The organism is Flavobacterium cupriresistens, assembly GCF_020911925.1.
Taxonomy (GTDB): domain Bacteria; phylum Bacteroidota; class Bacteroidia; order Flavobacteriales; family Flavobacteriaceae; genus Flavobacterium; species Flavobacterium cupriresistens.
Genome location: NZ_CP087134.1, coordinates 189,626 through 216,466 on the forward strand (window position 1 = coordinate 189,626; position 26,841 = coordinate 216,466).

Genomic DNA, 26,841 nt, shown 5'->3' on the forward strand with positions numbered 1-26,841 from the left:
ACTCTTATGAAAGCTTACTATATTATTTTAGCCTTTTTTGTTATTGTAACTGTAAAAGCCCAAAAAGTGGTGCGCTATGATCTGTACGTACGCGATACAATCGTCAACTTTTCCGGAAAGGAAAAACACGCTTTTGCCGTAAACGGTCAGATTCCAATGCCAACGCTAACTTTTACAGAAGGAGATACTGCCGAAATTTATGTGCATAACGAATTAAAAGAAAACACTTCATTGCATTGGCACGGTTTATTTTTGCCCAATAAAGAAGACGGTGTTCCGTATTTAACTCAAATGCCGATTGCACCAAAAACAACGCACAAGTACAGTTTCCCTATTATACAAAACGGGACGTATTGGTACCACAGTCATTCCGGACTTCAGGAACAAGTGGGGTTGTACGGACTTTTTATCATCAATAAAAAGAAAGACGATCCAACTTTCAGAAAAGGTATTGACGATTTACCAACGGTTCCGGTTATTTTGAGTGAATGGACCGATTTGAAACCCGAGAATGTACAACGAATGCTACACAACGCCAACGATTGGTTTGCTATAAAAAAAGGAACCACACAGAGTTATGCCGAAGCCATCAAACAAGGACACTTTTCGACCAAAGTCACGAACGAATGGAAACGAATGAATGCGATGGATGTAAGTGATGTCTATTATGAGAAGTTTTTAATCAATGGAAAAAATGAAGACCAGCTTTCACAATTCAAACCTGGAGAAAAAGTAAGACTTCGAATTGCAAACGGAGGAGCCTCCAGCTATTTTTGGCTGACTTACGGAGGTGGAAAAATAACAGTCGTGGCCAGCGATGGTAACGATGTTGAACCCGTAGAAGTCGATCGTCTGATTATTGCCGTTTCTGAAACCTATGACATTGTAGTTACCATTCCCGAAGACAATAAATCCTTTGCTTTTTTGGCTACAGCCGAAGATAGAACAGGCGCAGCTTCTTTATATTTAGGTAATGGAATTAAACAACCGATCGCTCCTCTTCCGAAATTGAAATATTTTGAAGGTATGAAAATGATGAACGACATGATGAAAATGAATGGTGACATGAATGATATGGGTATGAATATGACATTGAACAAAATGGATATGAATGCCGTCATGTATCCTGAAATTACAGGCGAAGAGGAAACAGCAAAGCCAATGGACCATTCGCAACATAATAGGGAAGGAATGCAAATGGCAACTGACAGCACCGAAACTGCCGAAATTGTTACGTTGAATTACGGAATGCTAAAATCACCGACTAAAACAACGCTTCCAAAAGACGCACCCGTAAAAGAATTACGTTTTGAATTGTCCGGAAACATGAACCGTTATGTATGGAGTCTGGACAATAAAGTAATTTCTGAAACCGACAAAATCTTAATTAAAAAAGGCGAAACCGTTCGAATTGTATTGTACAACGGATCAATGATGCGCCATCCGATGCATTTACACGGGCATGATTTTAGAATCCTGAACGAACATGGTGACTATTCGCCCCTAAAAAACGTAATTGACATCATGCCAATGGAAACCGATACAATCGAATTTCAAGCGAATGCAGATGGCGATTGGTTTTTTCACTGTCATATTTTATACCATATGATGGCTGGAATGGGACGTATTTTCAGTTATGAAAATTCAGCACCGAACCCGTTGATTAAAGACCCGAAAATGGCCTACAAAATGCTAAAAATGGACGATAGAATGTTTCATTTTATGGCAGAAAATGACTTTGCTAGCAACGGAAATGATGGGGAAGCCATGTTCAGCAACACCCGCTGGAGCATTGGAACCGAATGGAGATTGGGTTACAACGATCGTCACGGTTACGAAACCGAAACCCATATTGGACGCTACATCGGAAAAAATCAAATGTTGATGCCTTTCATTGGTTTTGACTGGCGCTACAGAAAAATGGGAATGGACGAACAAGAACAAAACCTTTTCGGACAAAAAAACACAAAAGACAATCGTTCTGTTTTTAGTGCCGGTTTAGAATACACCCTACCCATGTTGGTAAAAGCGCAAGTTGAAGTGTATACGGATGGAAATGTTCGTTTCCAATTGGAACGAAAAGATATTCCGTTATCCAGACGTTTGCGAATGAATTTAATGTGGAATACAGATAAGGAATATATGGCCGGATTGAAATACATTGCAACGCGAAACTTAGGAATCACGACGCATTATGACAGTGATATGGGTGTTGGATTTGGTGTTAATTTGAATTATTAATAGTAGTTTTTTTAACCATGTAAGTTAATAAGTTTGCTTAGAACATTAAGGGTTAAGGCTTCTAAATCAAAAAAAAGAAAACAACAATTTTATTTATTCATTCGGTTTGAATTGGCATTAATTTTGACAAAGCACATAAACAATTAACCCAAATCAAATTACATGTCCGGAATTATCCTCTTTTTATTAGTCACTTCACCACTAATTTTTCAAATACTATTTGGAAGAAAAGCTATCGCAGAAAGCATAAAATTAAATTTATCTCAAGTGTGTTTGATTAGTTTTATTTCACAAATTGTATTTTTTTTCTTAGCCTCTGAAATCCTTAGTTCTAATTTAGAGGGACGATCTCATTGTGGGATGCCTTTTGTTGGATTATTAGTTTTAAACTTCTTTTTTATAATCGTTTTATTCATAACAATGTTAATTCAATTTTTCATAAAAAGGTCGTATGACTCTGAGGAACAAGAATAAAAAAACAGATTCAAGACTGTTCACATTTTACATTTTAACATCTGACAATTCACATTTACAAAAACATTAACAATACACTTATTCTTACGAACCGAAAATCCTTTTATATTTGATTCGTTCAAAAACAGAATCATCAACTTTCAAAAACACAAAAAATGACAAAAGTAATTACAGTATTGACCGTTGCTTTATTTTCAGTTGGTATATCAGCTCAGGAAACTAAACCGGCAGCTAAAAAAGAAACAGCAGCAAAAACAACAAGCAAAGAAAAATCTAAATCTGACGCAAAAACTTGTGACATGTCTAAAAAAGACAGTAAAAAATGTTGCTCTAAAAAGAAGTAATCTTTGTTAATTTCAAAAAGAAAAGCCGTTTCATAATTCATGAAACGGCTTCGTTTTTTATATATTTTACTTCCAGGCAAAGCTATTCAAAAACCTCCTCACCTTTGTGCCTCTGTACCTTTGAACCTCCACTCAAAAAAAAACCTACTTTAACCTAACACTCCACTCAAAATCCATTTCTGAGACCTGAACGCCTTCTTCGTTGGTACCTATAGATTTCATCCAGAAAGTTTGTCCTTCTCCGGTTGCAATAGTTTGCTGAATCGCTTCGGCTATTAAATGCCCGTCGTTACAGGCAAATGTAATTCGGCCTGTTGCCTTTTTAGTGAAGTTCCCTTTGTTGTTGGCTACTAACATAGAAATCTTTCTTCCGCTTTCCTGAATTTGAGAAATCACCAAAGCGCCTGTTGTTAGCTCAGCCGCCATTGCCTGAACTGCAAAATACATCGAACTAAACGGATTCTGATTAATCCAACGGTGCTTTACACTTACGATACAACTGTCTTTGTCGATTGCTTTTACCCGAACGCCACAAATGAACGCTGAGGGTAACTTGAATAATACAAATTTGTTGAGTTTGGAAACTGAAACTGCCATATTATTTATTTTTTTATGTAAAAATACAAAAAAACTATGCACGCACAATAAATTCTTCTTACTTTCCTACAATAGCCGTAAACACTGGGATTAGCACTGATTTTCAAGCTTTCTAATGTGCATTCAAAACCTTATACATGTTAAAATTTTGTTAACATTTGGTACTATGCAAAACAAGATACTGTCTTTTGGATATATATTTGCATAAGAAATTACTATATACTTTTAATCATGGAAACATCAACACCACTCATCATGGAAACAACATCAGAAAAGAACACTGCAACGTTCACACATCTTAGTGCATTAAGTCAATATATTATTCCATTTGGGAATTATATTTTTCCAATCCTGATCTGGACGGGTTACAAAGACAAATCAGAATTTGTAAACCACCACGGAAAACAGGTATTGAATTTTCAATTGAGTTTATTGCTTTACACTTTGATTCTGGCTTTAATTGCAATTCCGATTTTCATCAGTGTCGTATTGCAAAATATTCCGATCGAAGCTTTTCTTTACAATGACAACTATGTAATCAGAAATTTCAACTTTGACGGGCATATCGGATTATTAAGCGTTGGAGCAACGGCGGTTTTACTTTTTGGAATGTTAAAAGTAGTAGAGTTCTTTTTAATCATTTATGCTTCTATAAAAACATCAAACGGAGAATATTACAAATACCCACTCACAATTCCTTTTATAAAGTAATTGTAAAAGATTAAAAGTTATACGACAATACGAGCTAGTTCTAACAGAATAAATTCGAGATCAATCATCAATCAACCATCATCAATCAAAAAACGAATTGTTCAATCTAAAAAAAACAAAATGAAATTATGAACATTGAAAACACAAAAGCACAGATGCGCAAAGGTGTTCTTGAGTTTTGCATCTTATCGGTATTAAAAGAAAAAGACGCATATACATCAGAAATATTAGACACTTTAAAAAACGCCAAATTACTAGTTGTTGAAGGAACTGTTTATCCACTTTTAACTAGATTGAAAAACGACGGCTTACTTAATTATCGTTGGGAAGAATCAACTTCAGGACCACCACGAAAATATTATGGATTAACTGAAATAGGACAAACATTTTTAAACGAACTTAGCGGTACCTGGACAGAATTGTCTGACGCCGTAAAACTAATCACCAATCAAAAACAATAGTCATGAACAAAACAGTAAATATTAACTTAGGAGGTATGTTTTTTCACATCGATGAAGATGCATATGTAAAACTAACGCGCTATTTTGACGCTATAAAACGATCCCTGAATAATTCTTCCGGACAAGATGAAATTATTAAAGACATCGAAATGCGTGTTTCTGAATTACTAACAGAAAAACAAAAAAGCGAGAAACATGTTGTGGCATTGAAAGACGTTGATGAGGTGATTGCAGTTATGGGGCAACCGGAAGATTATATCATTGAAGACGAAGAAAAATCAAACCAGTCCTTTAATGGTTCCGGTACCAGAAAACACAAAAAATTGTACCGTGACAAAGAGAAAGGTATGCTTGGTGGTGTAGCAACAGGTTTAGGTCATTATTTTGGAATTGAAGCAGTTTGGATAAAAATTCTATTCTTAATATTTGTCTTCGCAGGTTTTGGAACAGGAATTTTAGCTTATTTCGTTCTTTGGGTTGTAACTCCGGAAGCTGTTACAACATCTGAGAAACTGGAAATGACAGGAGAACCGGTAACCATTAGCAACATTGAAAAAAAGGTTCGTGAAGAAATTGAATCTTTATCTGACAAATTTAAAAATGCAGATTATGATCAAATGGGAAACCAGGTAAAGTCGGGAGCTGAGAGAATAAGTAGTTCATTTGGAGACTTTATCATGACGGTTTTTAAAATCTTTGCTAAGTTTTTAGGAATTATTTTGATCATGTCAGGAATATCAACTTTAATTTTATTGTTGATTGGCGTTTTTACTTTGGGATCAAACATTTTTATTGAGTTCCCATGGCAGAATTTTGTTGACGCAGGAAATTTTACCGACTATCCGATCTGGGTGTTTGGTTTACTAATGTTCTTTGCTGTTGGAATTCCGTTTTTCTTTTTGACACTTTTAGGTTTCAAACTATTATCACCAAACCTGAAATCAATTGGAAACATTACTAAATATACGTTGTTGGCCGTTTGGATTATTGCGGTTGCTATTGCAATAAGTGTTGGAATAAAACAAGCTACTGAACTTTCATACGACAATAAAGTAGTGGAGAAAAAAACAATCAACATTAACCCTCAGGATACTCTTTTTGTAAAATTCAGATACAATGATTATTATGCTAAAGGCCTGAATCATCACAGAGATTTCGAATTTGTACAGGATTCTGCAAACAATGCCTTAATCTACTCAAATGATGTACGTTTACATGTTTTGCGTACCGATAATGCAACGGCTTATTTACAAATAGAAAAAACCGCCAGAGGAAATTCTTTTACAGCTGCTAAACAAAGAGCCGAAAAAATTGACTATAAAATTCAACTAAATGGAAATCAATTAGTTTTAGACAATTATTTCTTAACAGGGGTTAAAAATAAATTCAGAGGACAAGAAGTTGATGTATATTTGTACTTGCCGGAAGGACAGTTGTTTAAACCGGACACTTCTGTACAAGATTACGATGATTCTGAAAATGATTTCTTCAACTTACACTTTAGCGGCGACTATAGCTATAAAGTAGAAGGTTCAAAAGTTAAATGTCTTAATTGTCCAGCGGATGAAAATGACTTTGATGAGGATGCAGACGAAGAAAACAATATTGTTACAGACACTGTAAAAGAAGTATCGATTAAAATTAATGGAAAAGAAGTTTTAAACGGTAAAAAAACTACCGGAAAATTAACCACAGACAAAAACGGAGTAATAATCAAAATTAACTAAGCCATGATAAAAATAATCATTCATATTACGAAATTTGTAGTTGCTACTATCACTGCATTGTTGTTTGCCTCTTGTGGCAATATCAACAGTGTTGAAGGAAGCGGAAAAGTTACTAAGGAAAAAAGAATCGTTAACGGAGATTTCAAAAACGTATCCGTAAGCAATGCCATTGATCTGGTTATCGTACAATCTGACTCTACGGAAGTTGTTGTTGAAGCCGATGACAATTTACAGGACAACATCATTACTAAAGTAGAAAACGGAACATTGAGAATTAGCTGTAAATTTAGTTCTTTCCGAAATGTTACAATGAAAACAGTGACGGTAAAAATGCCGGTTATTGATAAATTGGAAGCTTCAAGCGCTTCTAATGTACAAAGCAAAAACACCATTCGAGCAGTAGATATAAGTCTGGAAAGCTCTAGTGCTGCTAACATGATGGTTGATGTAGAATCTGACAATATTAGTTGCAATTCAGGAAGCGGAAGTAATATCAATATCAAAGGAAAAGCATTAAAAATCACCACTTCAGCATCCAGCGGAGCCACTATTGATGCACAGAAATTATTAGCAAACGAAGTTCATGCTGATGTTTCGAGCGGAGGAACCATAAATGTACATCCTATAGTAAGTCTAAAAGCGGAAGCTTCCAGCGGAGGAAACATAAATTATGACACTACTCCTAAAATTATTGAAAAAACAGCGAGTTCGGGAGGCAACATTAGCAAGAGTTAAACCTTACTAATGTGTTAAATATAGAAGAAATCATTCACCAAAAGTGGATGATTTTTTTATATTTGTCTAAAATCAAATTATAGAATTAATGAAAAAGAACACCGCCTTACTCCTATTATTATTATTACTTACAACGGTAACTTTCGCACAAAAGAGAGAGAAAATAAAAGGATCTAAAATCGTAACCACCTCGGTAAAAGAAGTAGGAGAATTTGATGGTATTGAAGCCGATGATAATTTGGAGGTTTACCTGGAAAAAGGAGAGAAAAACGAAATCAAAATCGAAGCCGATGACAATCTTCACGACATCATTGGAATGGACCTTAGAGACCGAACACTTCGTTTGTATACTTCTAAAGAAACTACCATTTTTAAAAAACTGATTGTTCGCGTTACCTATACAAACTCTTTTAAAAATGTAATTGCAAAAAATGAAGCTGCTATTTATGCCCTTCAGGAAGTTCAATTAGACGACATTACCTTTAACAGCCTCGATTATTCTAAACTATTCCTGAATGTGAATTCAAAAAAATTCACTTTGATTGCCGACGACAAATCAAAAACAGAACTCAACTTAAAATCAGAAGACGCCAGTTTACAATTAAGCAAAAGCGCTTCAATTAAAACACTGGTATCTGCCATAAAATTCAAATGTGATTTATATCAGAAAGCCGTTGCTGCTATTGAAGGTATTGCCGAAAAAGCAACCATTCGTTTAGACAATAATTCTATTTTCACGGGAACAAAATTCACTTTAAAAGATTCTAATGTTACGGTTGAGAACTATGCTACAGCAAGTATTCTGGCAGAAACCACCATTGCAATAGCCGTTGGTGACCATGCAGAACTTTCTCTTCTTGGAAACCCAACGATACAACTAACCCGTTTTTCTGAAGAAGCTAAGCTTATTAAGAAGATTAAGTAGGGGGTGTTTAGTTTTCAGTCTCAGTTTTCGGTTTTCGGTCTCAGTTACGGTTTACTCTTTTCGGGACTGCTACTATTTAATTCAAATTGCTAGTTATCTTATCGCTGAAACGAAACAAGTTGTATCTCATTTTCTGAATTGTTATACTGTAAATTAAAAGATTTATAAAAGGATCATTTTGAATAGCCTCCTGCTTTAGCTCAATGTCATTAAGTTAGGAGCTTTTTTTACGCAGATTCTGCGGATTTTTTTTATTTTAATCCGCTAAAATCTGCGTGAGACTTTATTTTGATAATCCTTAACTTAATGACATTGACCTAAAGCTGGAGGAATATTGCTACAGCCAAAATATATCGTGCTTCTTTCGGCTAAAGCCAACTGTGCGCGTCTTAATTATTTACCCCCAGCTAAAGCAGGGGGCTATTCAAATAGTAACAGATTAAAAAAAATAGTTAACTCACAACTTGAATTATTTAAGTAAAAACAAAAAACCGTTTCAAAAAAATGAAACGGTTTTTTACTTTATTGCAAACAGACCTCTGTGACTGTAAACTCAGACTGCAAACTGAGACTGCAAACTGAGACTGTAAACTAAGATTATTCTTTCCCAGCCAAATATCTTTCAGCATCTAAAGCAGCCATACATCCGGTACCTGCAGCCGTAATTGCTTGACGGTACACGTGATCTGCAGCGTCACCGGCTACAAAAACACCGGCTATATTGGTATTAGAAGTACCCGGAGTATTAATAATATATCCGGTTTCGTCTAAAGTAAGATAGTCTTTAAAAATATCGGTGTTTGGTTTATGACCAATTGCAACGAAAAATCCTGTTGCAGGAATATCAAAAATCTCTCCTGTTGTTTTGTTTTTAGCTCTAATAGCAGAAACTACCTGTTCGTCTCCAATAACTTCAACCGTATCGTGATTCATTAAAATCTCAATATTCTCTGTTTTACGAACACGATCTTCCATGATTTTTGAAGCTCTGAATTTTTCGCTTCTCACCAACATGGTTACTTTTTTACAAAGTTTAGACAAATAGTGTGCTTCTTCACAAGCAGAATCTCCAGCACCAACAATAACTACTTCCTGATTACGGTAGAAAAATCCGTCACAAACCGCACAAGCAGAAACACCACCACCCATTTGCAAGTAATGCTGCTCTGATGGTAAACCTAAATATTTAGCCGAAGCACCAGTAGAAATAATTACCGTTTCACAATGTAATTCGATAGTATCGTTTATCCAAACTTTATGAATGTCTCCTGAAAAATCAACTTTAGTTGCCCAACCATCGCGAATATCAGCACCAAAACGTTTTGCTTGTTCTTGTAATTGAATCATCATTTCTGGACCGGTAACACCGTCAACATAACCCGGAAAATTCTCTACTTCATTTGTTGTAGTCAACTGGCCTCCCGGCTGCATTCCCTGATATAAAACTGGATTCATGTTAGCTCTGGCAGCGTAAATAGCAGCGGTATAACCTGCAGGACCAGAACCTATAATAAGGCATTTAATTTTTTCAATAAGATTTGACATAATTATGATTGTATTAATAATTGATGGTGCAAAAGTAAGTTTTTATTGTGGGATATGGGAATCCACATAATCAGTTTTTGTTATTCTGAAATAGAGCATTACAAATAGAACCAAAATAAAAAGTCTGTTCTACGGCTACAGAAAAACATTCTGACAACACTGCTGTAGTCTTTTCTTTATTACTTTAAGAATAAAAGTATCAAATACTAATCAAACCCATACATATCAAGCTGTAAGGGTGTTAAACATTTTAACTTTTCTATACTTTATAACCAAGTATTTATACCTGTTTTTAGAATCGCTCGCAGGAGTACATTTCGCTTTTGTGTATTTTTATCGATAACAACTTAAAATAAGTACTATGAAAACAAAACTACTTTTTCTTTCTATTTTTTTATTATTCTTTTTAAATGGCTACACTCAGGTAAAGCGATTTACCTCTGATAGTCCTGGTTATATGAAAACAACTTATATTTTTACTGATGCTCCCAAAATAGTAAAAGTAGATGGTGCCGGAACCGAAATTACTGACGATGAAAATATCCCACTTCGAGCACCTATAGGGGCAAGATTTCAAGTTTACAATGAAATTAAAAACTCCAGAAATGTTATCACCCATTTTATAATAAAGTTTTTATACTATAATAACACAAATAGAGCAAATTCTTATCTGACCTATAATGTTACAGAAACTACAAATGAAAAAGAATCCCGAAAAAGCATAAAAGAAGAGCAACTTAAACCTGCAAAAGCTACCACTGCAAAAGAGTACAAACTTACCGAAAAAGCAGCCAAAACCTTAAACAAAGAAAAATTAGATGATCTTCCGGATGCCTATTTTAAAGTACCCGTTTCAGATCTTGAAAAATTTGCAGCGGTATATGTTCCACAATCAAAATATCATTTTGCATATGGGACTATAAGCTATCTGGCAAGAATTCGACCTCGCACACACGACATCCCGAGTAAATGGTCCACTGACCTTAGCCTTGGACTTGCTGCAGGACTGCGGTATGACCTTACAGAAAACTGGGCGATCACAGGTCTTGGCGGTGTAGCCATAACCCGCATATCGATTGATAAAAATTCTGTTCGAAATCTTGAAATCACTACTCCAATAGAAAAACCTGCCATTACACCTAATATTAATGCTATGATTTCATACAAAAACTTCTCCTTTGGATTGGGCGCTGGTTTTGACTGGATCAATCGCGATGGAACACCGGAAGCCGCAGCATGGGTTTACAATAAAAAATTGTTTTATGGTATCTCTATTGGTATTAATGTGTTCACCAGTAATTCAGAAAACACAGTACCTCAGGATGGAGATCAGGATCAAAACAAAAAAGGATAAATAGAAAATACTATAATTTGCATAGAACAAAAAAAAGCCGAACATTTCTGTTCGGCTTTTTTGTCGGGGTGGCAGGATTCGAACCTGCGGCCTCCTGCTCCCAAAGCAGGCGCGATAACCGGGCTACGCTACACCCCGTAAGCGGCTGCAAAGATAGAACTATTTTCGGCTTATCCAAAAGAATTTTAAAAATAAGAGCAATTTATTTTACAGTCCCGTCTGCAAAAACTAAAAACGATCTTATAAACTACTGGGAATGAAAATCAAATCCCATTTACACCCTGTTCAACTTTTTTTTAAAGAATTTGAAAAAATTAAATTTTACAGCTTTTTTCCCTTAAAAATAAAAAAAATCCTAAATCAAACACGCACAAAACAACGCTTAATCGAAGTTTCTTAAATGTTAACAAAATAGATTTTCAAAAACCATAAATAATTGTATTTTTACGGTTCAAAATTCAGAAAATAAATGGGCAAAATCATTGCGATTGCTAATCAAAAAGGAGGCGTTGGAAAGACTACTACATCTGTAAATCTTGCAGCCTCATTAGGTGTTTTAGAAAAAAAAGTATTACTGATAGATGCTGATCCTCAGGCAAATGCTACATCTGGCCTTGGGATTGATGTAGAATCTGTAGAAATTGGTACTTATCAAATACTTGAACATAGTCACACCCCAAAAGAAACTATAGTTCAATGTACCGCTCCAAATGTTGATGTGATACCTGCTCATATTGACCTTGTTGCCATCGAAATCGAATTGGTTGATAAAGAAAACAGAGAATATATGCTTAAAAAAGCATTAGAAAGTGTTAAAGACGAATACGATTATATCATTATCGACTGTGCACCTTCATTAGGTTTACTAACCTTAAATGCATTAACAGCGGCTGATTCTGTAGTTATTCCGATTCAATGTGAGTATTTCGCACTTGAAGGATTAGGAAAATTACTGAACACTATAAAAAGTATTCAAAAAATACACAACCCGGATCTTGACATTGAAGGATTATTATTAACCATGTATGACTCGAGATTGCGTTTATCCAATCAGGTTGTAGAAGAGGTGCAAAAACACTTTAACGATATGGTTTTTGATACCGTTATTCAGCGTAATGTAAAATTAAGTGAGGCACCAAGTTTTGGAGAAAGCATCATTAATTATGACGCTACCAGTAAAGGAGCAGTTAATTACATCAATCTGGCTCAAGAAATTATAAAGAAAAACAGTAAATAGTTTTTATGACAAAAGCAATTAAAAAACAAGCCTTAGGAAGAGGATTATCAGCCTTATTAAAAGATCCGGAAAACGACATTACCTCAGTAGAAGACAAAAATGCTGACAAAGTTGTTGGAAATATAATAGAGCTTGAAATAAGTGCTATCGAAATAAATCCATTTCAACCAAGAAGTAATTTTAACGAAGAATCATTACGCGAATTAGCCACTTCTATTAAAGAACTAGGCGTAATTCAACCTATTACTGTTCGAAAATTAGATTTCAACAAATACCAGTTAATTTCGGGAGAGCGTCGTTTGCGCGCTTCGACTTTAGTGGGTTTAAATACGGTTCCTGCTTATATTCGTATTGCGAATGACAACGAATCATTGGTTATGGCTTTGGTTGAAAACATTCAACGTCATGACTTAGATCCTATTGAGATCGCTCTTTCTTACCAGCGTTTAATTGACGAAATTCAATTGACTCAGGAACAAATGAGCGAACGTGTGGGAAAAAAACGTTCTACAATTGCCAACTATTTACGTCTTTTAAAATTAGATCCGATTATCCAGACCGGTATTCGTGATGGTTTTATCAGTATGGGACACGGTAGAGCAATCATTAACATTGAAGATTTAGACATTCAGACCGATATCTATCAAAAAATAGTAAGTCAAAATTTATCTGTTCGCGAAACAGAGAGTTTGGTAAAAAACTACCACGAAAGTTTAAAGCCACAGGCAGAAGGAAAACCGAAACCGGAATCTTCTTTTGAAGTCGAAGAAACTAAAAAAAGCACTTTCAACGATTATTTTGGCGCGAAAGTTGACATAAAAGTTGCCAATAACGGAAAAGGAAAAATCACAATTCCTTTTAGTTCCGAGGCCGACTTTAACAGAATTATAAAATTAATAAACGGATAGTGAATAAAATTGTCCCCATAGGATTATTGTTCTTTCTCACAGGAACCGTATCTCTTTTTGCTCAGGCAAAAGAAGACACGGTTTTGGTCGTTAAAGACACAACCAAGTTACAAGAAATTGATCCGCTAACCCCTGCAAAAGCAGCATTCTATTCTGCAATCGTACCGGGTCTGGGTCAGGCTTACAATAAAAAATACTGGAAAATACCATTGGTTTACGGAGCAATTGGTACCAGTTTATATTTCTATATCGACAACAATAAAAAATACCACGATTACCGCGATGCTTACAAAAGTCGTCTGGAAGGTAAAACCGATGACGACTATAGATACCTGGATGACAGCAGGCTTATCGCCGGACAGAAATTCTATCAGCGTAACAGAGACTTATCTGCCTTATTTATTGTAGGCTTTTATGTTTTGAACATCATCGATGCTAATGTCGATGCGGCTCTGATTCAATTTAATGTGAATGAAAGACTATCGATGCGTCCCGAAATTTATCCCAACGATGTAACGTTCAGACCAAATGTAGGACTAACTTTTAATTACACCTTTTAATAGACTTCACCTCTATTTAAAATTCAAAAAATACACAAATGAAAATTGCTCTTTTAGGATACGGAAAAATGGGTAAAGTAATCGAACGAATTGCTTTAGAAAGAGGTCATGAGATTGTTTTAAAGAAAGATGAAAACAATACCTACGACGGACTTTCAACAGCAGATGTTGCGATCGATTTTAGCGTTCCCGCTGCCGCCGTTGACAATATTACAAATTGTTTTCACTCTAATGTTCCGGTAGTATCAGGAACAACAGGATGGTTAGAACATTACGATAAAATGGAAGCCCTTTGCAACGAAAAACAAGGGGGTTTTATCTCCAGCTCTAACTTTAGTTTAGGTGTAAATGTCTTTTTCGAACTGAACGAATACTTAGCCAAAATAATGGCTCAATTTGATTCTTATAAAGTTACGATGGAAGAAATTCACCATACTCATAAACTGGATGCTCCAAGCGGAACTGCCATTTCATTAGCCAAAGGGGTTATTGAAAACAGCACCTATACCAATTGGACTATGGAGGAAGCAAAAGCAAATGAAATTTTTATTGAAGCAAAAAGAATTGGAGAGGTTCCGGGCACACACACCGTAACTTATGACTCAGTTATTGACAGCATCGAATTAAAACATACTGCCCACAACCGTGAAGGTTTTGCCCTTGGAGCCGTTATAGCTGCGGAATGGCTAGCCGGTAAAAAAGGTATTTACAGTATGAAAGACGTATTAAATTTAAAATAAACTACTTACCGTTTAAGGCCTAATTTTTCTTAAACCTTAAACTTAAAACAAAATATTATGACACTATATCTTTGGTTTATTTTTTTCCTGGCCGTACAAGTTATTCATTTTTTAGGAACATGGAAAATGTATCAGGCAGCCGGAAGAAAAAGTTGGGAAGCTGCAATTCCGGTATACAATGCTATTGTTTTAATGAAAATAATTGGCCGACCAACCTGGTGGACTTTATTGCTTTTTATTCCTATTATCAACCTGATTATGTTTCCGGTTGTTTGGGTAGAAACCTTAAGAACATTTGGTAAAAAAACCACTTTAGATACGGTTTTGGGGATATTTACTTTAGGATTCTATATCTATTATGTAAGCCACACTCAGAAGTTAGTATACACAAAAGACAGAAAATTAACTCCCGAAAATAAAGCAGCTGACACAGTAAGCTCTTTGCTTTTTGCGATCATAGTAGCGACATTAGTACATACTTACATTGTACAACCTTACACGATTCCAACTTCTTCGTTAGAAAAATCATTATTAATTGGTGACTTTCTATTTGTAAGTAAAGTAAATTATGGCCCAAGAGTTCCAATGACAACGGTAGCTTTACCAATGGTTCATGATTCTATCCCTTTAACTAAGCAAAAATCATATCTGAAATGGCCACAATTACCTTATTTCAGACTACCAGCCTTAGAAAAAATCAAACGATGTGACATTGTTGTTTTTAACTGGCCTGCTGATACCGTACATTATTTCTACGAACCAAAAGGAAGACCAGGAGTCATCAAACCAATCGACAAAAAATCGAATTACGTAAAAAGATGTGTTGGTATTCCCGGAGACAGTCTGTCAATAAAAGACGGTTTGGTTTTCATCAACGGAAAAAAATTAGTTTTACCGGAAAGAGCTAAACCTCAATATTCTTACGCTGTTGCGTTGGATGGAAAAACGTCAATAGACTTTGAATCACTACTAAGAGAATTAGATATTACAGACCGTGCCGGTTTTAAAAGCGAGAAAAGAGATACGCTTTATTTTGCCGCTTTGACCGAAGCCAGCGCTGAAAGAATAAAAAATACACCTGGAGTAACTGCAGTAAAAAGAGAAATCGACAGAGGAAACGACAATGCTATTTTTCCCCATATCGACAAATGGAGTCAGGACAATTTTGGTCCAATCTATATTCCGGAAGCAGGGAAAACGGTTGCTTTAAACAATGTATCGTTGCCTTTTTACAAAGAAATCATCACTAATTACGAAGGAAACACCTTAGAAATAAAAGGTTCCCAGTTCTTAATTAATGGAAAACCGGCTACAACTTATACCTTCAAACAAAACTATTACTGGATGATGGGAGACAACCGTCACAACTCTGAAGATAGCCGTTATTGGGGTTACGTTCCCGAAAATCACATTGTAGGTAAACCCGTTTTCATCTGGATGAGCTGGGATACCAACGGAAAAGGGATTAATAAAGTCCGTTGGGACCGCGTTTTCACAACCGTAGATGGCGAAGGACAACCACAATCTTACTTTAAATACTTCTTAATTCTACTGGCAGCTTATTTTGTTGGAGATTTTTTCTGGAGAAAAAGAAAAGAAAACAAAGCATAAATAGAAGTTTTTTTAGTTTCAGGTTTCAAGTTTCAGGTTTTGTTTAAGAACATGAAACCTGAAACTTGAAACCTGAAACTTTTAAACAAAAACACAAAACAATGAATTCCTTATTACTTCCTACCTATTTTCCGTCCATCAGCCACTTTGCAGTTATGGCTCAATCTGAAAATATTACTTTTGAGATGGAAGATAATTTCCAGAAACAAACCAACCGTAACCGTACTTATATCTACAGTCCAAACGGGATACAGTTATTAAACATCCCTGTTAAACATTCAAAAGCAGCACATCAAAAAACAAAAGAGGTTTTGATTGAGAATGAATTTGACTGGCAAAAACAACATTTTAAATCTCTGGAAGCAGCGTACAGAAGCTCTCCCTTTTTTGAGTTTTTTGAAGATGATATCCTTCCTGTTTTTGAAAAAAAACATACTTTTTTGATGGATTTAAACCTTGAAGTATTCGAGATTGTTACCAAATGTCTTCGAATGAAAATTGAATTCGGCAAAACAACAGAGTACTTTCACGAAGCAGAAAACATAACCGACTTCAGATACTTGGCAAACGGAAAAAAAGACGCTAATACCTTCGAAAAATACCCTCAGGTGTTTGACGACAAACATGGTTTCATCAACAACCTAAGTGTATTGGACTTGCTTTTTAATGAAGGGAAATTTGCTGTGGATTATTTGAAGACTCAAAAGATATTGTAATCACTATCGACGCACATCATCGTTATTGATGTCTTGAGAATCTATCTTATCATTAAATTTTTTACCAAAATTATAAGTCAATGTCAACGATAAATTTGTCGTATTGTTCCTGGTCTCTATTCTTTGATAAAAATTATCATAACTACTTACACTCGTAGAAGCAGTTGCTGGCTCTCCCAACAAATTACGAACGTACAAACTAATATTTAATTTATCTTTTAAAACATTGGTTGCAACAGTAAGATCTAAATATGGCCTGGTTGTTCTTTTTGCTAACAAAGAATAAGTAGGACCATCCTGTCTCCCGGAAAACGACACAGACATTTTATCCTTAAAAAACTTGCTGCTCAGATTTACACTACCTCTAAATGTGAAGCCAGCATTCTTTTCAATCACAGCATTCTCACTATTATCCTCGTAAACATTATAATCAAATCCCGAATTCAGATTTGCCATTACCTTTTTCAATAATTTAGTTCTGAATCCAACATTAACTCCCGTCGAATTGTATTTAGCAGCATTATCAAGTGTCTGAATCAACAAATTTTCCTCTTTTCTATAAACGGAGGTAATTGCATTATTAATCGATTCATTGTAAACTTTAAAAGAAAAATTGTCTGATTTAAAAATTTTATTAAAAGTCAAAAAATAGTAATTTCTTAATTGAGGATTAAGCTCAGCGTTACCTTGTGTGGCCACACCGGGGTAAATAATTAAAATCTGATCATTTAAATCACTGGCACTTGGCCTCAACACCTTTCTGGAATAACCAAACTTTAAATCTATTTTATTTTTAAAATGATACACAGAATTAAAAGTTGGCAACAGTAAACTATAGTTCTGATTTGTAGTATTATTAAAATTATTTGTATTTTCAAATGTTAGTGACAATTCAGTAGAAAACCTATCAGACCAGTCTGTATCTAACTCAGCCGAAGCATCTATAATATTTTGATTAATAAAAAAACTTTGATTTGAAAAATCAAATCTCCTGTTTATATACTTTAAATCAGAATAAAAATCCATCTTCTTATCAAGAAAAGAGATTTTTTCTACTTCGTAATTTGCCTGTAAAGTCAATTCCTTATTCTTTGATCTAATATTATAAAATGCCGAATTCCCATCATCATAAGTAAATTCACTAATATCTTTGTTTCCATAAACAAAATAGGCACTTTTAATATAAAACGCATTATTCTCGCGAATTTTATAATTAAAAACCGACGAAACACCCCATGTCTTCATACCTTGAGTTCCATTTTTAAAGAAATACTCAGGAGCATTATCATCTAAAATTGTAAACCCATCCCCATTTCCGTCAAAATTGTATTGATATAAACTACCGGTAACTGCCAAACTTGTTTTTTCATTAAAATTCAAACCAATTCTGGTATTAGAATTCAACTGTTTGTTTCTAGAATAATTGGTATTACTCTGAAAAAAACTTCCATCTGCATCAACCCTATTCGAAACAAAATCTATCCGCTGATCATTACTAAGATAATCAAAATTAGATTTAATAATAAATATGCCTTTCTTATAAGATAATCTTGGACTTAAAGCCCAAAAATTATTCTTAAGTCCTAAAGTTCCCCCAAGACTTCCTTTAATAAACTCTTCCACACTTTTTTTAGTGATGACATTAACTATAGCTCCTAAAAAATCAGACTTAAAATAAGCTGCAGAAGGATTATTAATCACCTCAATACTTTTAATATCTTCAGCTTTAATACTATTCACCTCACCCGTCATAGCCTCTAATCCATCGATAAAAATCATACCTTTTAGATTCCCATCGACAATTATCCCTCCCTCAAACTCATTATAATAAATATTTGGAACAGTACGCAAAACCTCACCTGCCTTTGCGTTCTTCACAAAATCTTTTTGATCGATTTGATAAACCGTTTTTTTTGCCTTGTTTACAGTTTTACTTTCAGATTCAATAATTACCTCATTTAACATTTCCGGGTCCACAGCAACAAGATTAATATCTACACGGATGATTTTCTTTGTGTCTTCCATACGAAAAGAATATTCTTTGTACCCTGAACTATTCACTTTTACCAAAACTGAATCTTTTGAAACATACTCAAATTTATAATCACCACTTTTATTGCTTACCGCAAATTTAGAAAGTGGACCTATTTTTAATTCCACTATAACATCAGATAAAACAGACTTCCCTGACGAAATCCTCCCTTCAATAATTTGTTTTTCTTGCGAATAAATAACTACAGTAAAAAATAAAAAAAATAAAACTAAAATTTGAGTTTTCATAAAAAGTAATAACAGAAAATATTATAATAACCAAAAAAAAAAAAATCTAAATCAAAAAATCACAAGAGAGGTTAATATTTCAAAATTTAATTAAGGATAAATTCCCCATAAATAGTGTGGCCATTACTGGTTAGTCCACAAACCCCCACACAACCAACACAACCACCCTCCCCAGATACTTCATCTTTATCCCTATTAACCGCATTAGCATTAATTGACCCCAATGTAGCAAATGTTACACCACATACAACAGCAATAATTTTAATATACTTTTTCATCTTTTTATTTTTTATTTTAAATAAAATATTAATCACCAATACCACAACAAAAACTTTCCTAGATAAAAAATCACTAGGAAAGTCTTTGATTTTTAAAAATTATTAGGTATTATAAACACCTACAATTATTTTACCTTGATCTGTCTTACCACATTCCCCTGTAGCTCCAGAACAACCTCCATACTCTTGATCTTTGTCATTACGATTTGCTTTAACATCCATTGAACCGAAAACCGCAACTGTTACAGCACATACAACAATAATAAACTTAATATACTTCTTCATTTTTTTGTTTGTTTTAAATAATAATTATAATACTTATCATCGACAACTGTCATCAAAACCAACCTATCAAACATTTAACTATAATATGGTTAATTTATAATACCACTGTAGACAATGACGTCTTTAAATCAGATCGGCTATAAAAAAAATGCAAACCTTTTTCGAAAACTACAATGCCAAATCATAAATATTTTTCGATAATCTTTAACTAAAATAATCTCGAGATTACAAAGGTAATATCTAGTTATTATAAGTCCCACTAATAACATTACCATCTCCTGTAGTACCACAAACATTCATGCTTAGAGTACATGTTCCAGATGGACCTGGACCATCTTGATCTTTATCATTTCTATTGGCACTCATGCTAAGTGAAGTGCACAAAGCCATTGTAACGCCAAAAACTGCAATAATAAATTTTAAATAATTTTTCATTTTGTTAGATTTATATAATTAATAATAGAATACATTAAGCACAAAGACCGTTTAATATTGTCATCATAATATTAAGTTTTGACAATAAATTAATCCGTTTTTTTTCTTCACGGAGTAACCCAAAAACAATCTCATTAAAAAAACAATCCCCCACTAAACTCTATCGATGGATTTCGCAAAACTAAAAAAAGCATAACCTGTGTTAAAACCAATTATTACTTTATTGTCATTATAAAAAACTACATCTATATTTTTTGAACCAAAATTCGCGTAATTCAATCTGTAGCTTTTTTCATATTTAAATGAATACAAAGAATATTCATCAACTATTAAAGCTGTTTCAGAAGCAGATCTTGCTGAAAAAACAAAAATCTTATTCTTTTTGATAAACATTCCCATATTTGTATTTCTGGTTGTTCCTCTAGCATAGAAACTATCACCTTTTTTATTACTCAAAATCTTTGGCAACGGAACATCTTCATTTGTTATCATTTCATTAACCAGTTTTTGACCAACACTATCGAAGAAATAAATTCTGGAATACTTATTACAGCAATAAGTAATCATATCATTATCTGAATTACTAGTAAAAGAGCCCGAATATTGCAAAGAAGTAGATATTATGTTACTTTTTTCACTTTCTTTCAATACTTTCAAAAGAATAATTTCACCCGAGTAAATATCAATGCTAAAAAAACCAGATTTGTATAAACTGCCATCAAATAATTCTCCCAAACATAACATCTTAGAATTAGAGTTTTTTAAAGTTTTTAATGAAACAACTTTAAAGTCTTTCAGCTTAATTTTTCTATTTATCTTAGAATCAAAATGATAATCAAAAAGTTCAAAATTTTTAACATAAAACAAATCCCTTTTAGTAAAAAGTCTTATATCTAAAACTTGAGGAAAACATATAGTTTTATAACTAATTTTTTTTAAGTCATAATCCGATATGTAAAATTTATGTTCTTTTTTATCGATTTCATTTTTAACAATCTCTTTCTCTACTATCAATCCATCGGACTGAACCCCCATTAGATACTCACTTTCATAAATCATTTTATCAACAGTCTTCTCTAACTTAAATATATTATTCCTAACAAAAGTTCTGTCAAAATAATAATCTTTTTTAGAATCAGAATTTGTAAAATTCAACAAACCAATACACAACACCAATGAAACAAAAAAAGTGATTACACCGACAAATAGCTTATTTTTCATCATTAATCGAATAAAATGTTAAAAATGAAAATAATGAGCCAGCAATCAAACTTATATTTATTATAAAGTGATAAACATATTCTAATCCATTTAAAATCCCACCGCATCCACATACTTCATAAAGTCCTTTATATCGAAGAAAAGAAATGTATAATGTGAAAATTAACATTGTTAAACAACAAAACAGCAAACCGATATTTTTTATAAAAATCAAAACAACTATCAAAACTACTTCCAAAAGAATAATCAGTACAGAAAATAAATCAGCCTGATCAGGACTAAACAATGTGGTCTTAATTAAGTTTGTCTTAAACGAATCTAATTTTATTAATTTATTCGATGCAGTATAACAAAGAAAAAAAATCAAAAAGTAATAGATGATTTCAGCTGTGATCTCCTGAAATTTAAGCGGTTTTTGAGGCATTAATTGTAGAATAAATATTATTAATATGTCATTTTTTAGCGAAAATACACATATAATAATAGCAACCAAACAAAAAAGTAAAAAATAACTTATTTTTTTGAATTATACTCATTATAAGTAGGTACAAAATAAATATAACCAACTTAAATACAATACATTATAAATATTTTTGAATAAAACTCAAAATATGATAACAATTTCCAAAAAAGGCTTTTAAATAACATCCGATAAAGCAAGGAAGAATCTTACTCCATTGAAAGTCTCGTCATAATAGGATAGTGATCGGAGTTTTCGAAATCAGAGAAGCTTTCGAATTGTTTTACTTTTATTTTACTGTCTGTAAAAATATAATCGATTCGCGCCGGATAATAGCGGAATTTATAGGTAGCACCAAATCCCTCGCCTGCTTCCTCAAAAGTATCTTTCAATTTTCCTCTTATACTTCTGTACACATACGAAAAAGGACTGTTATTCATGTCGCCACAAATAATAATCGGGTTTTTACATTGTTTAATATTTTCCTTAAAAATCTCCGCCTGCTCTTGTTGCTGTCTGAATCCTTTGCTGATTCGGGTATAAATCAACTGAGATTTCTCCTGGTTTACATTATCGATATTATTTGAAATATCACTAACATCGGGTGAAATCTTAATCGACTGCAAGTGCATATTGTAGACACGAATCACATCTTTACCACGTTTTATATCGGCATAGATTACATTATTGTCCGATTTAGGAAATATGATATTCCCCTGATACAGAATTGGAAATTTAGAAAATATAGCCTGTCCTGTTTTGATCTGATTGCCGTCAATAAAAATATAACGATGCGGATAAACCTTTAAGTCAATATGAGCCGAATTAGAATACTCCTGAATGCAGAGAATATCAGGATCTTTCTCATCAATAAAAGCCTTAATATTCGAAGGAACATCATCACGATCCAGCCACTTAAAAACATTAAACAGACGAACATTGTAACTCATTACAGAGAAATCCTTTTCTGTTTTCACATAGTCTTTCGCAGAGAATTTATAGAATTTACTGATAAAGGTAATTCCCGTCAGCAATACCAAACCCGATAAAATAAGACGTTTCTTAAACTGAATGGCCCAGTAGACAAAGAAGAACCCATTCAACACAAAAAAGGCCGGCATAAAGAGCGTTAAAACCGATAAAAGCGGAAAACTCTTGGGCGCCAAAAAAGGTAAAATATAGATGCTGAATGTCACTACAGTAAGTACTATATTCAAAAAGAACATCAATTTATTAAACCACGACAGGTTTTGCATGCTTTCTTTATTACAAGGATTATTTTCCTGCTTTAAATAAAAATTCTTTTTCTTCTTTGGTCAGACAATCATAGCCGGATTGGCTGATTTTATCCAAAATTTCGTCAATTTGTTGTTGCGTTTTGTCTTTCGTAACAATTTTCGAAATCGGTTTTTCTGTAGGTTTCTTATAATTCTTATGCACCGTCTTGAAAGGGGTTGTAGGCGATTTTCGGAACAAATTAGAGAAAAAATCTATTGTTTTGGAAACCACGATACTCAAGTCAGTACCATTTTGAAGCAATTTAATAAAAATAAAACCAAAAACAGCACCTGCTAAGTGCGAAATATGTCCACCCATATTCCCAAGGCGGAATTGCATTAAATCCAAAATTAAAATGACTGCCGTAATGTGCCAAAGTTTCACATTTCCAATCAATAACAAACGGATATTCATTAAAGGCTGATAGGTTGTTGTAGCCACTAAAATCGCCATAATTGCTGCCGAAGCCCCGACAATAGATGCGGCACTATTTAAGAAATAATAACTTAAGGCAAAAACAACTCCGGCAAAAACAGCACTTAAAAGGTATAATCCCAAGTATTGCTTTTGCGTAAAAAAGGTCAAAAACAAATTACTGGCAAAATTAAGCACCATCATGTTAAACAGCAAATGGAAAAATCCATCATGAAAAAAGGCATACGTTAAAAAGGTCCACGGCTTAAATAAAAAAAACTGTGGGTCTGATGACAAAGCCAACCAACCCGGAAAGGCAAATTGTCCGACTGAAAATTGATAAAAGAACACCAAGGAGATCATAAAACAAGCAATGTTCCAATAAATAACACGCATGGCGATGCCTCCTAATTTATACTGTAATTTTAAATCATCCAGAATATTCATAAAAGCCTTTTTAAGTTTCTATTTTTCGATATTAAAATTAAAAATTAATTCCAACGATTCTTATTAAATTGATTCTTTTTCCAATACAACATCATTAAAAAACCGGTTATTGCCCCACCAATATGAGCAAAGTGCGCAATTCCTGTTCCTCCGCTGCCAAATATAGAACTTCCTTTAAATCCTAAAAACAAGTCGACAGCCAAAATTCCCGGAACAAAATACTTTGCTTTAATCGGAATTGGAATAAACATCAATGCCAGTTCTGCATTAGGAAACATAAAAGCAAAAGCCGTTAATAAACCATAAATAGCTCCTGACGCTCCTAAAACAGTTGATCCTGTAATTCCATTAGCCTGAGCCAGAATATTAAACTGTTCTTGTGTACAATGTACCTTATTCAAAATAGTAGAAACAGCACCGGGATTCATTTGTCCGTCAGCATTAAATAAAAATTTAAAATCTGTATTTAAAATCAATTGGAGCTCAGATTTTGATAAATTTAAATTAGCAACTGAATCTAAAAGAGAATGCAATTGTACATAATTCACAGCAGTATGCAACAGCGCCGCACCTAAACCACATGAAATATAGAAAAATAGAAATTTCTTTCCACCCCAAAAATGCTCTAATGCAGAACCGAAGCTATATAATGCAAACATATTAAACAAAATATGCATCAAATTCGGATACTTAGCATGCATAAACATATGTGTAATCGGCTGCCAAACCCTAAAACTGGTACTCTCCGGATAAAAAAGTGCCAGATAGTCATAAGAAATCGGGACAATTTGCGATCCTATAAAAAAGATAATATTTATTATCAATAACTGTTTTACTACGGGAGTCATGTTCATCATAAGGCAAACTTTTTATCTATATCCTCAACACGCATCGTGATGAAGGTAGGTTTCTGAAAAGGTGAAATATTGGGATCTTTACAGGCAAACAATCCGTTAACCAGATTATCCTGTTCTTTTTCGGTTAAATAAGACCCGGTTTTAACCGCTAAACTTTTAGCCATTGATTTGGCAATGGTATCATTCTGACTGTAACTACTTGCCGGAATTCCGTCTTGCAAATCACTTAACAATTGTTCGATTACAAGAGAAACTTCACTTTCTGTAATATTCACGGGAATACCGGAAATCACAATATGATCCGCCTTTGCTGCGTCAAAAACAAAACCGGTTGTTTCTAAGGAAGGTTTCAATTCTTCGATCAATTCCATTTCTGCTGATGAATAAAACAAATCCAACGGAAACAACAATTGCTGACTGGAAGCTTGATTTACGGTCATATTCAACAAAAATTGCTCGTACAAAATACGCTGATGTGCGCGTTGCTGATCGACAATAACCATTCCCGATTTTATAGGAGAAACGATATACTTTTTATGAATTTGATAAGTCTTCTGAATGGCTTGCTCTACATCTTCGTCATTAAACAAAGACGAAGTAACTTCCTCATTTTCGAAAGTAAAAGGAGAGCTTTCTATACTTTCCGTCTCTAAACCAACGTACAAACTTTCCCAACTTGCGGTAGGCTCTACTCTTTTAGAATATCCGGAATAAGAACCTGAACCGGAGGAATACGAACCCGATCCTGAACCTGAACTACCGGAAGAACCGGATCCTGAACTGAATTTAGAGTAATGCTGATTGGTTTTGTCGTCTGTAAACGGATTAAAAGTACCATCTACCTGAATGGTTGGCGTTTCGCCTTCTAAATCTTTATAATGATAAGGCGTATCTAAATTAGAATCCCGATCAAAATCAAGCACAGGAGCCACATTAAATTGCCCTAAACTATGTTTGATTGACGCTCTTAAAATAGCATACAAAGCTTGTTCATCGTCAAACTTGATTTCTGTTTTGGTCGGATGAATGTTGATATCGATTGTATTTGGCGGAACTTGCAGGTACAAGAAATAACTGGGTTGCGAACCGTCTTTCAAAAGTCCGTCATAAGCCGCCATTACAGCGTGATGCAAATAACCACTTTTTATAAAACGATCGTTTACAAAAAAGAACTGCTCTCCCCTGTTTTTCTTAGCAAATTCAGGTTTACAAACAAATCCCTGAACATTTATAATCTCTGTATCTTCGTTTACCGGAACTAATTTTTCATTGGTTTTGCCGGACATCATCCCTACAATTCGCTGACGGTATCCCGCAGCCGGCAAATTATACAATTCGCTGCCGTTATGATAAAAAGTAAAATGAATATTTGGATGCGCCAAGGCTACACGCTGAAACTCATCCATAACATGGCGAAATTCAACCGTATCTGATTTCAAGAAATTACGTCGGGCAGGAATATTAAAAAATAAATTTTTAACAGCAAATGAAGTTCCTTTTGGCAGAACAGCCACTTCCTGAGAAACAAACTTACTGCCTTCAATAACAATATGCGTTCCCAGTTCTTCCTGATCTTGTTTGGTTTTCATTTCCATGTGCGCAATTGCGGCAATAGAAGCCAATGCTTCTCCACGAAAACCTTTGGTATGCAGCGAAAATAAATCTTCGGCCTGACGGATTTTAGAAGTTGCATGACGTTCAAAACACAAACGTGCATCGGTCACACTCATTCCCATACCATTATCAATAACCTGAACCAGCGCCTTTCCGGCCTCTTTAATAATTAGCTTAATGTCGGTTGCTTTTGCATCAACAGCATTTTCTAATAGCTCTTTTACAACAGAAGCGGGTCTTTGAACCACCTCTCCAGCAGCAATTTGATTAGCAACGTGATCAGGAAGTAATTGAATAATACTCGACATTAAGAAATTTGGGTTTAAGGTTCTGTCCTCGATTTCAGCCAACTGCAAAATCTCAGATTGATATTGTTAATTTTATCT

At 34.2% G+C, this 26,841-nt stretch carries 26 protein-coding genes and 1 tRNA gene; 14 read left to right on the top strand and 13 right to left on the bottom strand.

Annotation, left to right across the window (positions count from 1 at the left end):
- The first annotated feature begins 6 nt into the window (after positions 1-6).
- Both LNP23_RS00915 and LNP23_RS00920 read left to right on the top strand, forming a co-directional pair.
- Positions 7-2,241, top strand: coding sequence for a multicopper oxidase domain-containing protein (locus tag LNP23_RS00915; RefSeq protein WP_230003143.1), 2,235 nt, complete (start codon positions 7-9; stop codon positions 2,239-2,241).
- A 629-nt stretch (positions 2,242-2,870) separates the two neighbouring features.
- The gene (locus LNP23_RS00920; protein ID WP_131701513.1) at positions 2,871-3,059 is read left to right on the top strand and encodes a hypothetical protein; all 189 of its coding nucleotides are present in this window, start codon (positions 2,871-2,873) and stop codon (positions 3,057-3,059) included.
- A gap of 144 nt (positions 3,060-3,203) precedes the next feature.
- Here the strand turns inward: LNP23_RS00920 and LNP23_RS00925 are convergent, their stop codons facing one another.
- A complete protein-coding gene (locus tag LNP23_RS00925) occupies positions 3,204-3,656 on the bottom strand; it encodes a DUF4442 domain-containing protein (protein ID WP_047774035.1) in 453 nt (150 codons plus the stop codon).
- A 255-nt stretch (positions 3,657-3,911) separates the two neighbouring features.
- Between LNP23_RS00925 and LNP23_RS00930 the strand changes: the two genes are divergently transcribed.
- The 5 genes from LNP23_RS00930 (at position 3,912) to LNP23_RS00950 (ending at position 8,215) form a co-directional block, all read left to right on the top strand.
- Positions 3,912-4,367 (top strand): DUF4870 domain-containing protein, encoded by a 456-nt coding sequence (locus LNP23_RS00930; protein WP_047774455.1) that lies wholly within the window; start codon positions 3,912-3,914, stop codon positions 4,365-4,367.
- Between the two features lie 128 nt (positions 4,368-4,495).
- Positions 4,496-4,828 carry a PadR family transcriptional regulator gene (locus tag LNP23_RS00935; protein WP_047774036.1) on the top strand — a complete coding sequence of 111 codons (333 nt, stop codon included), beginning with the start codon at positions 4,496-4,498 and terminating at the stop codon, positions 4,826-4,828.
- Between the two features lie 2 nt (positions 4,829-4,830).
- Positions 4,831-6,555, top strand: a complete 1,725-nt coding sequence (locus LNP23_RS00940; RefSeq protein ID WP_047774038.1) for a PspC domain-containing protein — start codon at positions 4,831-4,833, stop codon at positions 6,553-6,555.
- 3 nt (positions 6,556-6,558) lie between these two features.
- Positions 6,559-7,290, top strand: a complete 732-nt coding sequence (locus LNP23_RS00945; RefSeq protein ID WP_230003144.1) for a head GIN domain-containing protein — start codon at positions 6,559-6,561, stop codon at positions 7,288-7,290.
- Between the two features lie 88 nt (positions 7,291-7,378).
- On the top strand, positions 7,379-8,215 hold the full coding sequence (locus LNP23_RS00950) for a GIN domain-containing protein (protein WP_230003146.1): 837 nt from the start codon (positions 7,379-7,381) through the stop codon (positions 8,213-8,215).
- Positions 8,216-8,812: 597 nt separating this feature from the next.
- On the opposite strand, the gene trxB is transcribed toward LNP23_RS00950, so the two are convergent.
- Positions 8,813-9,760, bottom strand: a complete 948-nt coding sequence (gene trxB, locus LNP23_RS00955; protein ID WP_047774043.1) for a thioredoxin-disulfide reductase — start codon at positions 9,758-9,760, stop codon at positions 8,813-8,815.
- A 361-nt stretch (positions 9,761-10,121) separates the two neighbouring features.
- Here trxB and LNP23_RS00960 point away from each other — a divergent pair, with 361 nt between their 5' ends.
- On the top strand, positions 10,122-11,114 hold the full coding sequence (locus tag LNP23_RS00960) for a hypothetical protein (RefSeq protein ID WP_230003148.1): 993 nt from the start codon (positions 10,122-10,124) through the stop codon (positions 11,112-11,114).
- A 63-nt stretch (positions 11,115-11,177) separates the two neighbouring features.
- Here the strand turns inward: LNP23_RS00960 and LNP23_RS00965 are convergent.
- A tRNA-Pro gene (locus LNP23_RS00965) sits at positions 11,178-11,252 on the bottom strand.
- A gap of 331 nt (positions 11,253-11,583) precedes the next feature.
- On the opposite strand from LNP23_RS00965, the gene LNP23_RS00970 reads away from it, so the two are divergent.
- The 6 genes from LNP23_RS00970 (at position 11,584) to LNP23_RS00995 (ending at position 16,886) form a co-directional block, all read left to right on the top strand.
- Positions 11,584-12,351, top strand: coding sequence for a ParA family protein (locus tag LNP23_RS00970; RefSeq protein ID WP_047774047.1), 768 nt, complete (start codon positions 11,584-11,586; stop codon positions 12,349-12,351).
- Between the two features lie 5 nt (positions 12,352-12,356).
- The gene (locus LNP23_RS00975) at positions 12,357-13,259 is read left to right on the top strand and encodes a ParB/RepB/Spo0J family partition protein (protein WP_047774049.1); all 903 of its coding nucleotides are present in this window, start codon (positions 12,357-12,359) and stop codon (positions 13,257-13,259) included.
- Positions 13,259-13,819: a DUF5683 domain-containing protein gene (locus LNP23_RS00980; protein WP_047774051.1), complete on the top strand. Its 561-nt coding sequence runs from the start codon at positions 13,259-13,261 to the stop codon at positions 13,817-13,819. Before LNP23_RS00975 ends, LNP23_RS00980 begins: the two co-directional genes overlap by 1 nt.
- A 38-nt stretch (positions 13,820-13,857) precedes the next feature.
- The gene (gene dapB / locus LNP23_RS00985) at positions 13,858-14,559 is read left to right on the top strand and encodes a 4-hydroxy-tetrahydrodipicolinate reductase (protein WP_047774053.1); all 702 of its coding nucleotides are present in this window, start codon (positions 13,858-13,860) and stop codon (positions 14,557-14,559) included.
- A 57-nt stretch (positions 14,560-14,616) separates the two neighbouring features.
- Positions 14,617-16,170 (top strand): signal peptidase I, encoded by a 1,554-nt coding sequence (lepB, locus tag LNP23_RS00990; RefSeq protein WP_230003150.1) that lies wholly within the window; start codon positions 14,617-14,619, stop codon positions 16,168-16,170.
- 101 nt (positions 16,171-16,271) lie between these two features.
- Positions 16,272-16,886 carry a WbqC family protein gene (locus LNP23_RS00995; protein WP_230003152.1) on the top strand — a complete coding sequence of 205 codons (615 nt, stop codon included), beginning with the start codon at positions 16,272-16,274 and terminating at the stop codon, positions 16,884-16,886.
- Between the two features lie 3 nt (positions 16,887-16,889).
- On the opposite strand, the gene LNP23_RS01000 is transcribed toward LNP23_RS00995, so the two are convergent.
- The 10 genes from LNP23_RS01000 to mutL all read right to left on the bottom strand — a co-directional run bounded on the left by LNP23_RS01000 (position 16,890) and on the right by mutL (position 26,763).
- On the bottom strand, positions 16,890-19,166 hold the full coding sequence (locus LNP23_RS01000) for a TonB-dependent receptor plug domain-containing protein (RefSeq protein ID WP_230003154.1): 2,277 nt from the start codon (positions 19,164-19,166) through the stop codon (positions 16,890-16,892).
- A gap of 86 nt (positions 19,167-19,252) precedes the next feature.
- Positions 19,253-19,444, bottom strand: a complete 192-nt coding sequence (locus tag LNP23_RS01005) for a hypothetical protein (protein ID WP_230003155.1) — start codon at positions 19,442-19,444, stop codon at positions 19,253-19,255.
- 102 nt (positions 19,445-19,546) lie between these two features.
- A complete protein-coding gene (locus LNP23_RS01010; protein ID WP_230003157.1) occupies positions 19,547-19,729 on the bottom strand; it encodes a hypothetical protein in 183 nt (60 codons plus the stop codon).
- A gap of 240 nt (positions 19,730-19,969) precedes the next feature.
- Entirely contained in the window at positions 19,970-20,164 is a 195-nt protein-coding gene (locus LNP23_RS01015) for a hypothetical protein (protein WP_230003158.1), read from the bottom strand.
- 153 nt (positions 20,165-20,317) lie between these two features.
- Positions 20,318-21,388, bottom strand: a complete 1,071-nt coding sequence (locus LNP23_RS01020) for a hypothetical protein (RefSeq protein WP_230003160.1) — start codon at positions 21,386-21,388, stop codon at positions 20,318-20,320.
- Positions 21,375-21,809, bottom strand: coding sequence for a MauE/DoxX family redox-associated membrane protein (locus tag LNP23_RS22915; RefSeq protein ID WP_428979169.1), 435 nt, complete (start codon positions 21,807-21,809; stop codon positions 21,375-21,377). The genes LNP23_RS01020 and LNP23_RS22915 overlap by 14 nt, the downstream gene beginning before the upstream one ends.
- 245 nt (positions 21,810-22,054) lie before the next feature.
- On the bottom strand, positions 22,055-23,101 hold the full coding sequence (locus tag LNP23_RS01025; RefSeq protein WP_047774059.1) for an endonuclease/exonuclease/phosphatase family protein: 1,047 nt from the start codon (positions 23,099-23,101) through the stop codon (positions 22,055-22,057).
- Positions 23,102-23,120: 19 nt separating this feature from the next.
- Entirely contained in the window at positions 23,121-23,984 is an 864-nt protein-coding gene (locus tag LNP23_RS01030) for a rhomboid family intramembrane serine protease (protein WP_230003162.1), read from the bottom strand.
- A gap of 44 nt (positions 23,985-24,028) precedes the next feature.
- The gene (locus tag LNP23_RS01035; protein WP_230003164.1) at positions 24,029-24,841 is read right to left on the bottom strand and encodes a rhomboid family intramembrane serine protease; all 813 of its coding nucleotides are present in this window, start codon (positions 24,839-24,841) and stop codon (positions 24,029-24,031) included.
- A complete protein-coding gene (gene mutL, locus LNP23_RS01040; RefSeq protein ID WP_230003165.1) occupies positions 24,838-26,763 on the bottom strand; it encodes a DNA mismatch repair endonuclease MutL in 1,926 nt (641 codons plus the stop codon). The genes LNP23_RS01035 and mutL overlap by 4 nt, the downstream gene beginning before the upstream one ends.
- Positions 26,764-26,841: the final 78 nt, after the last annotated feature.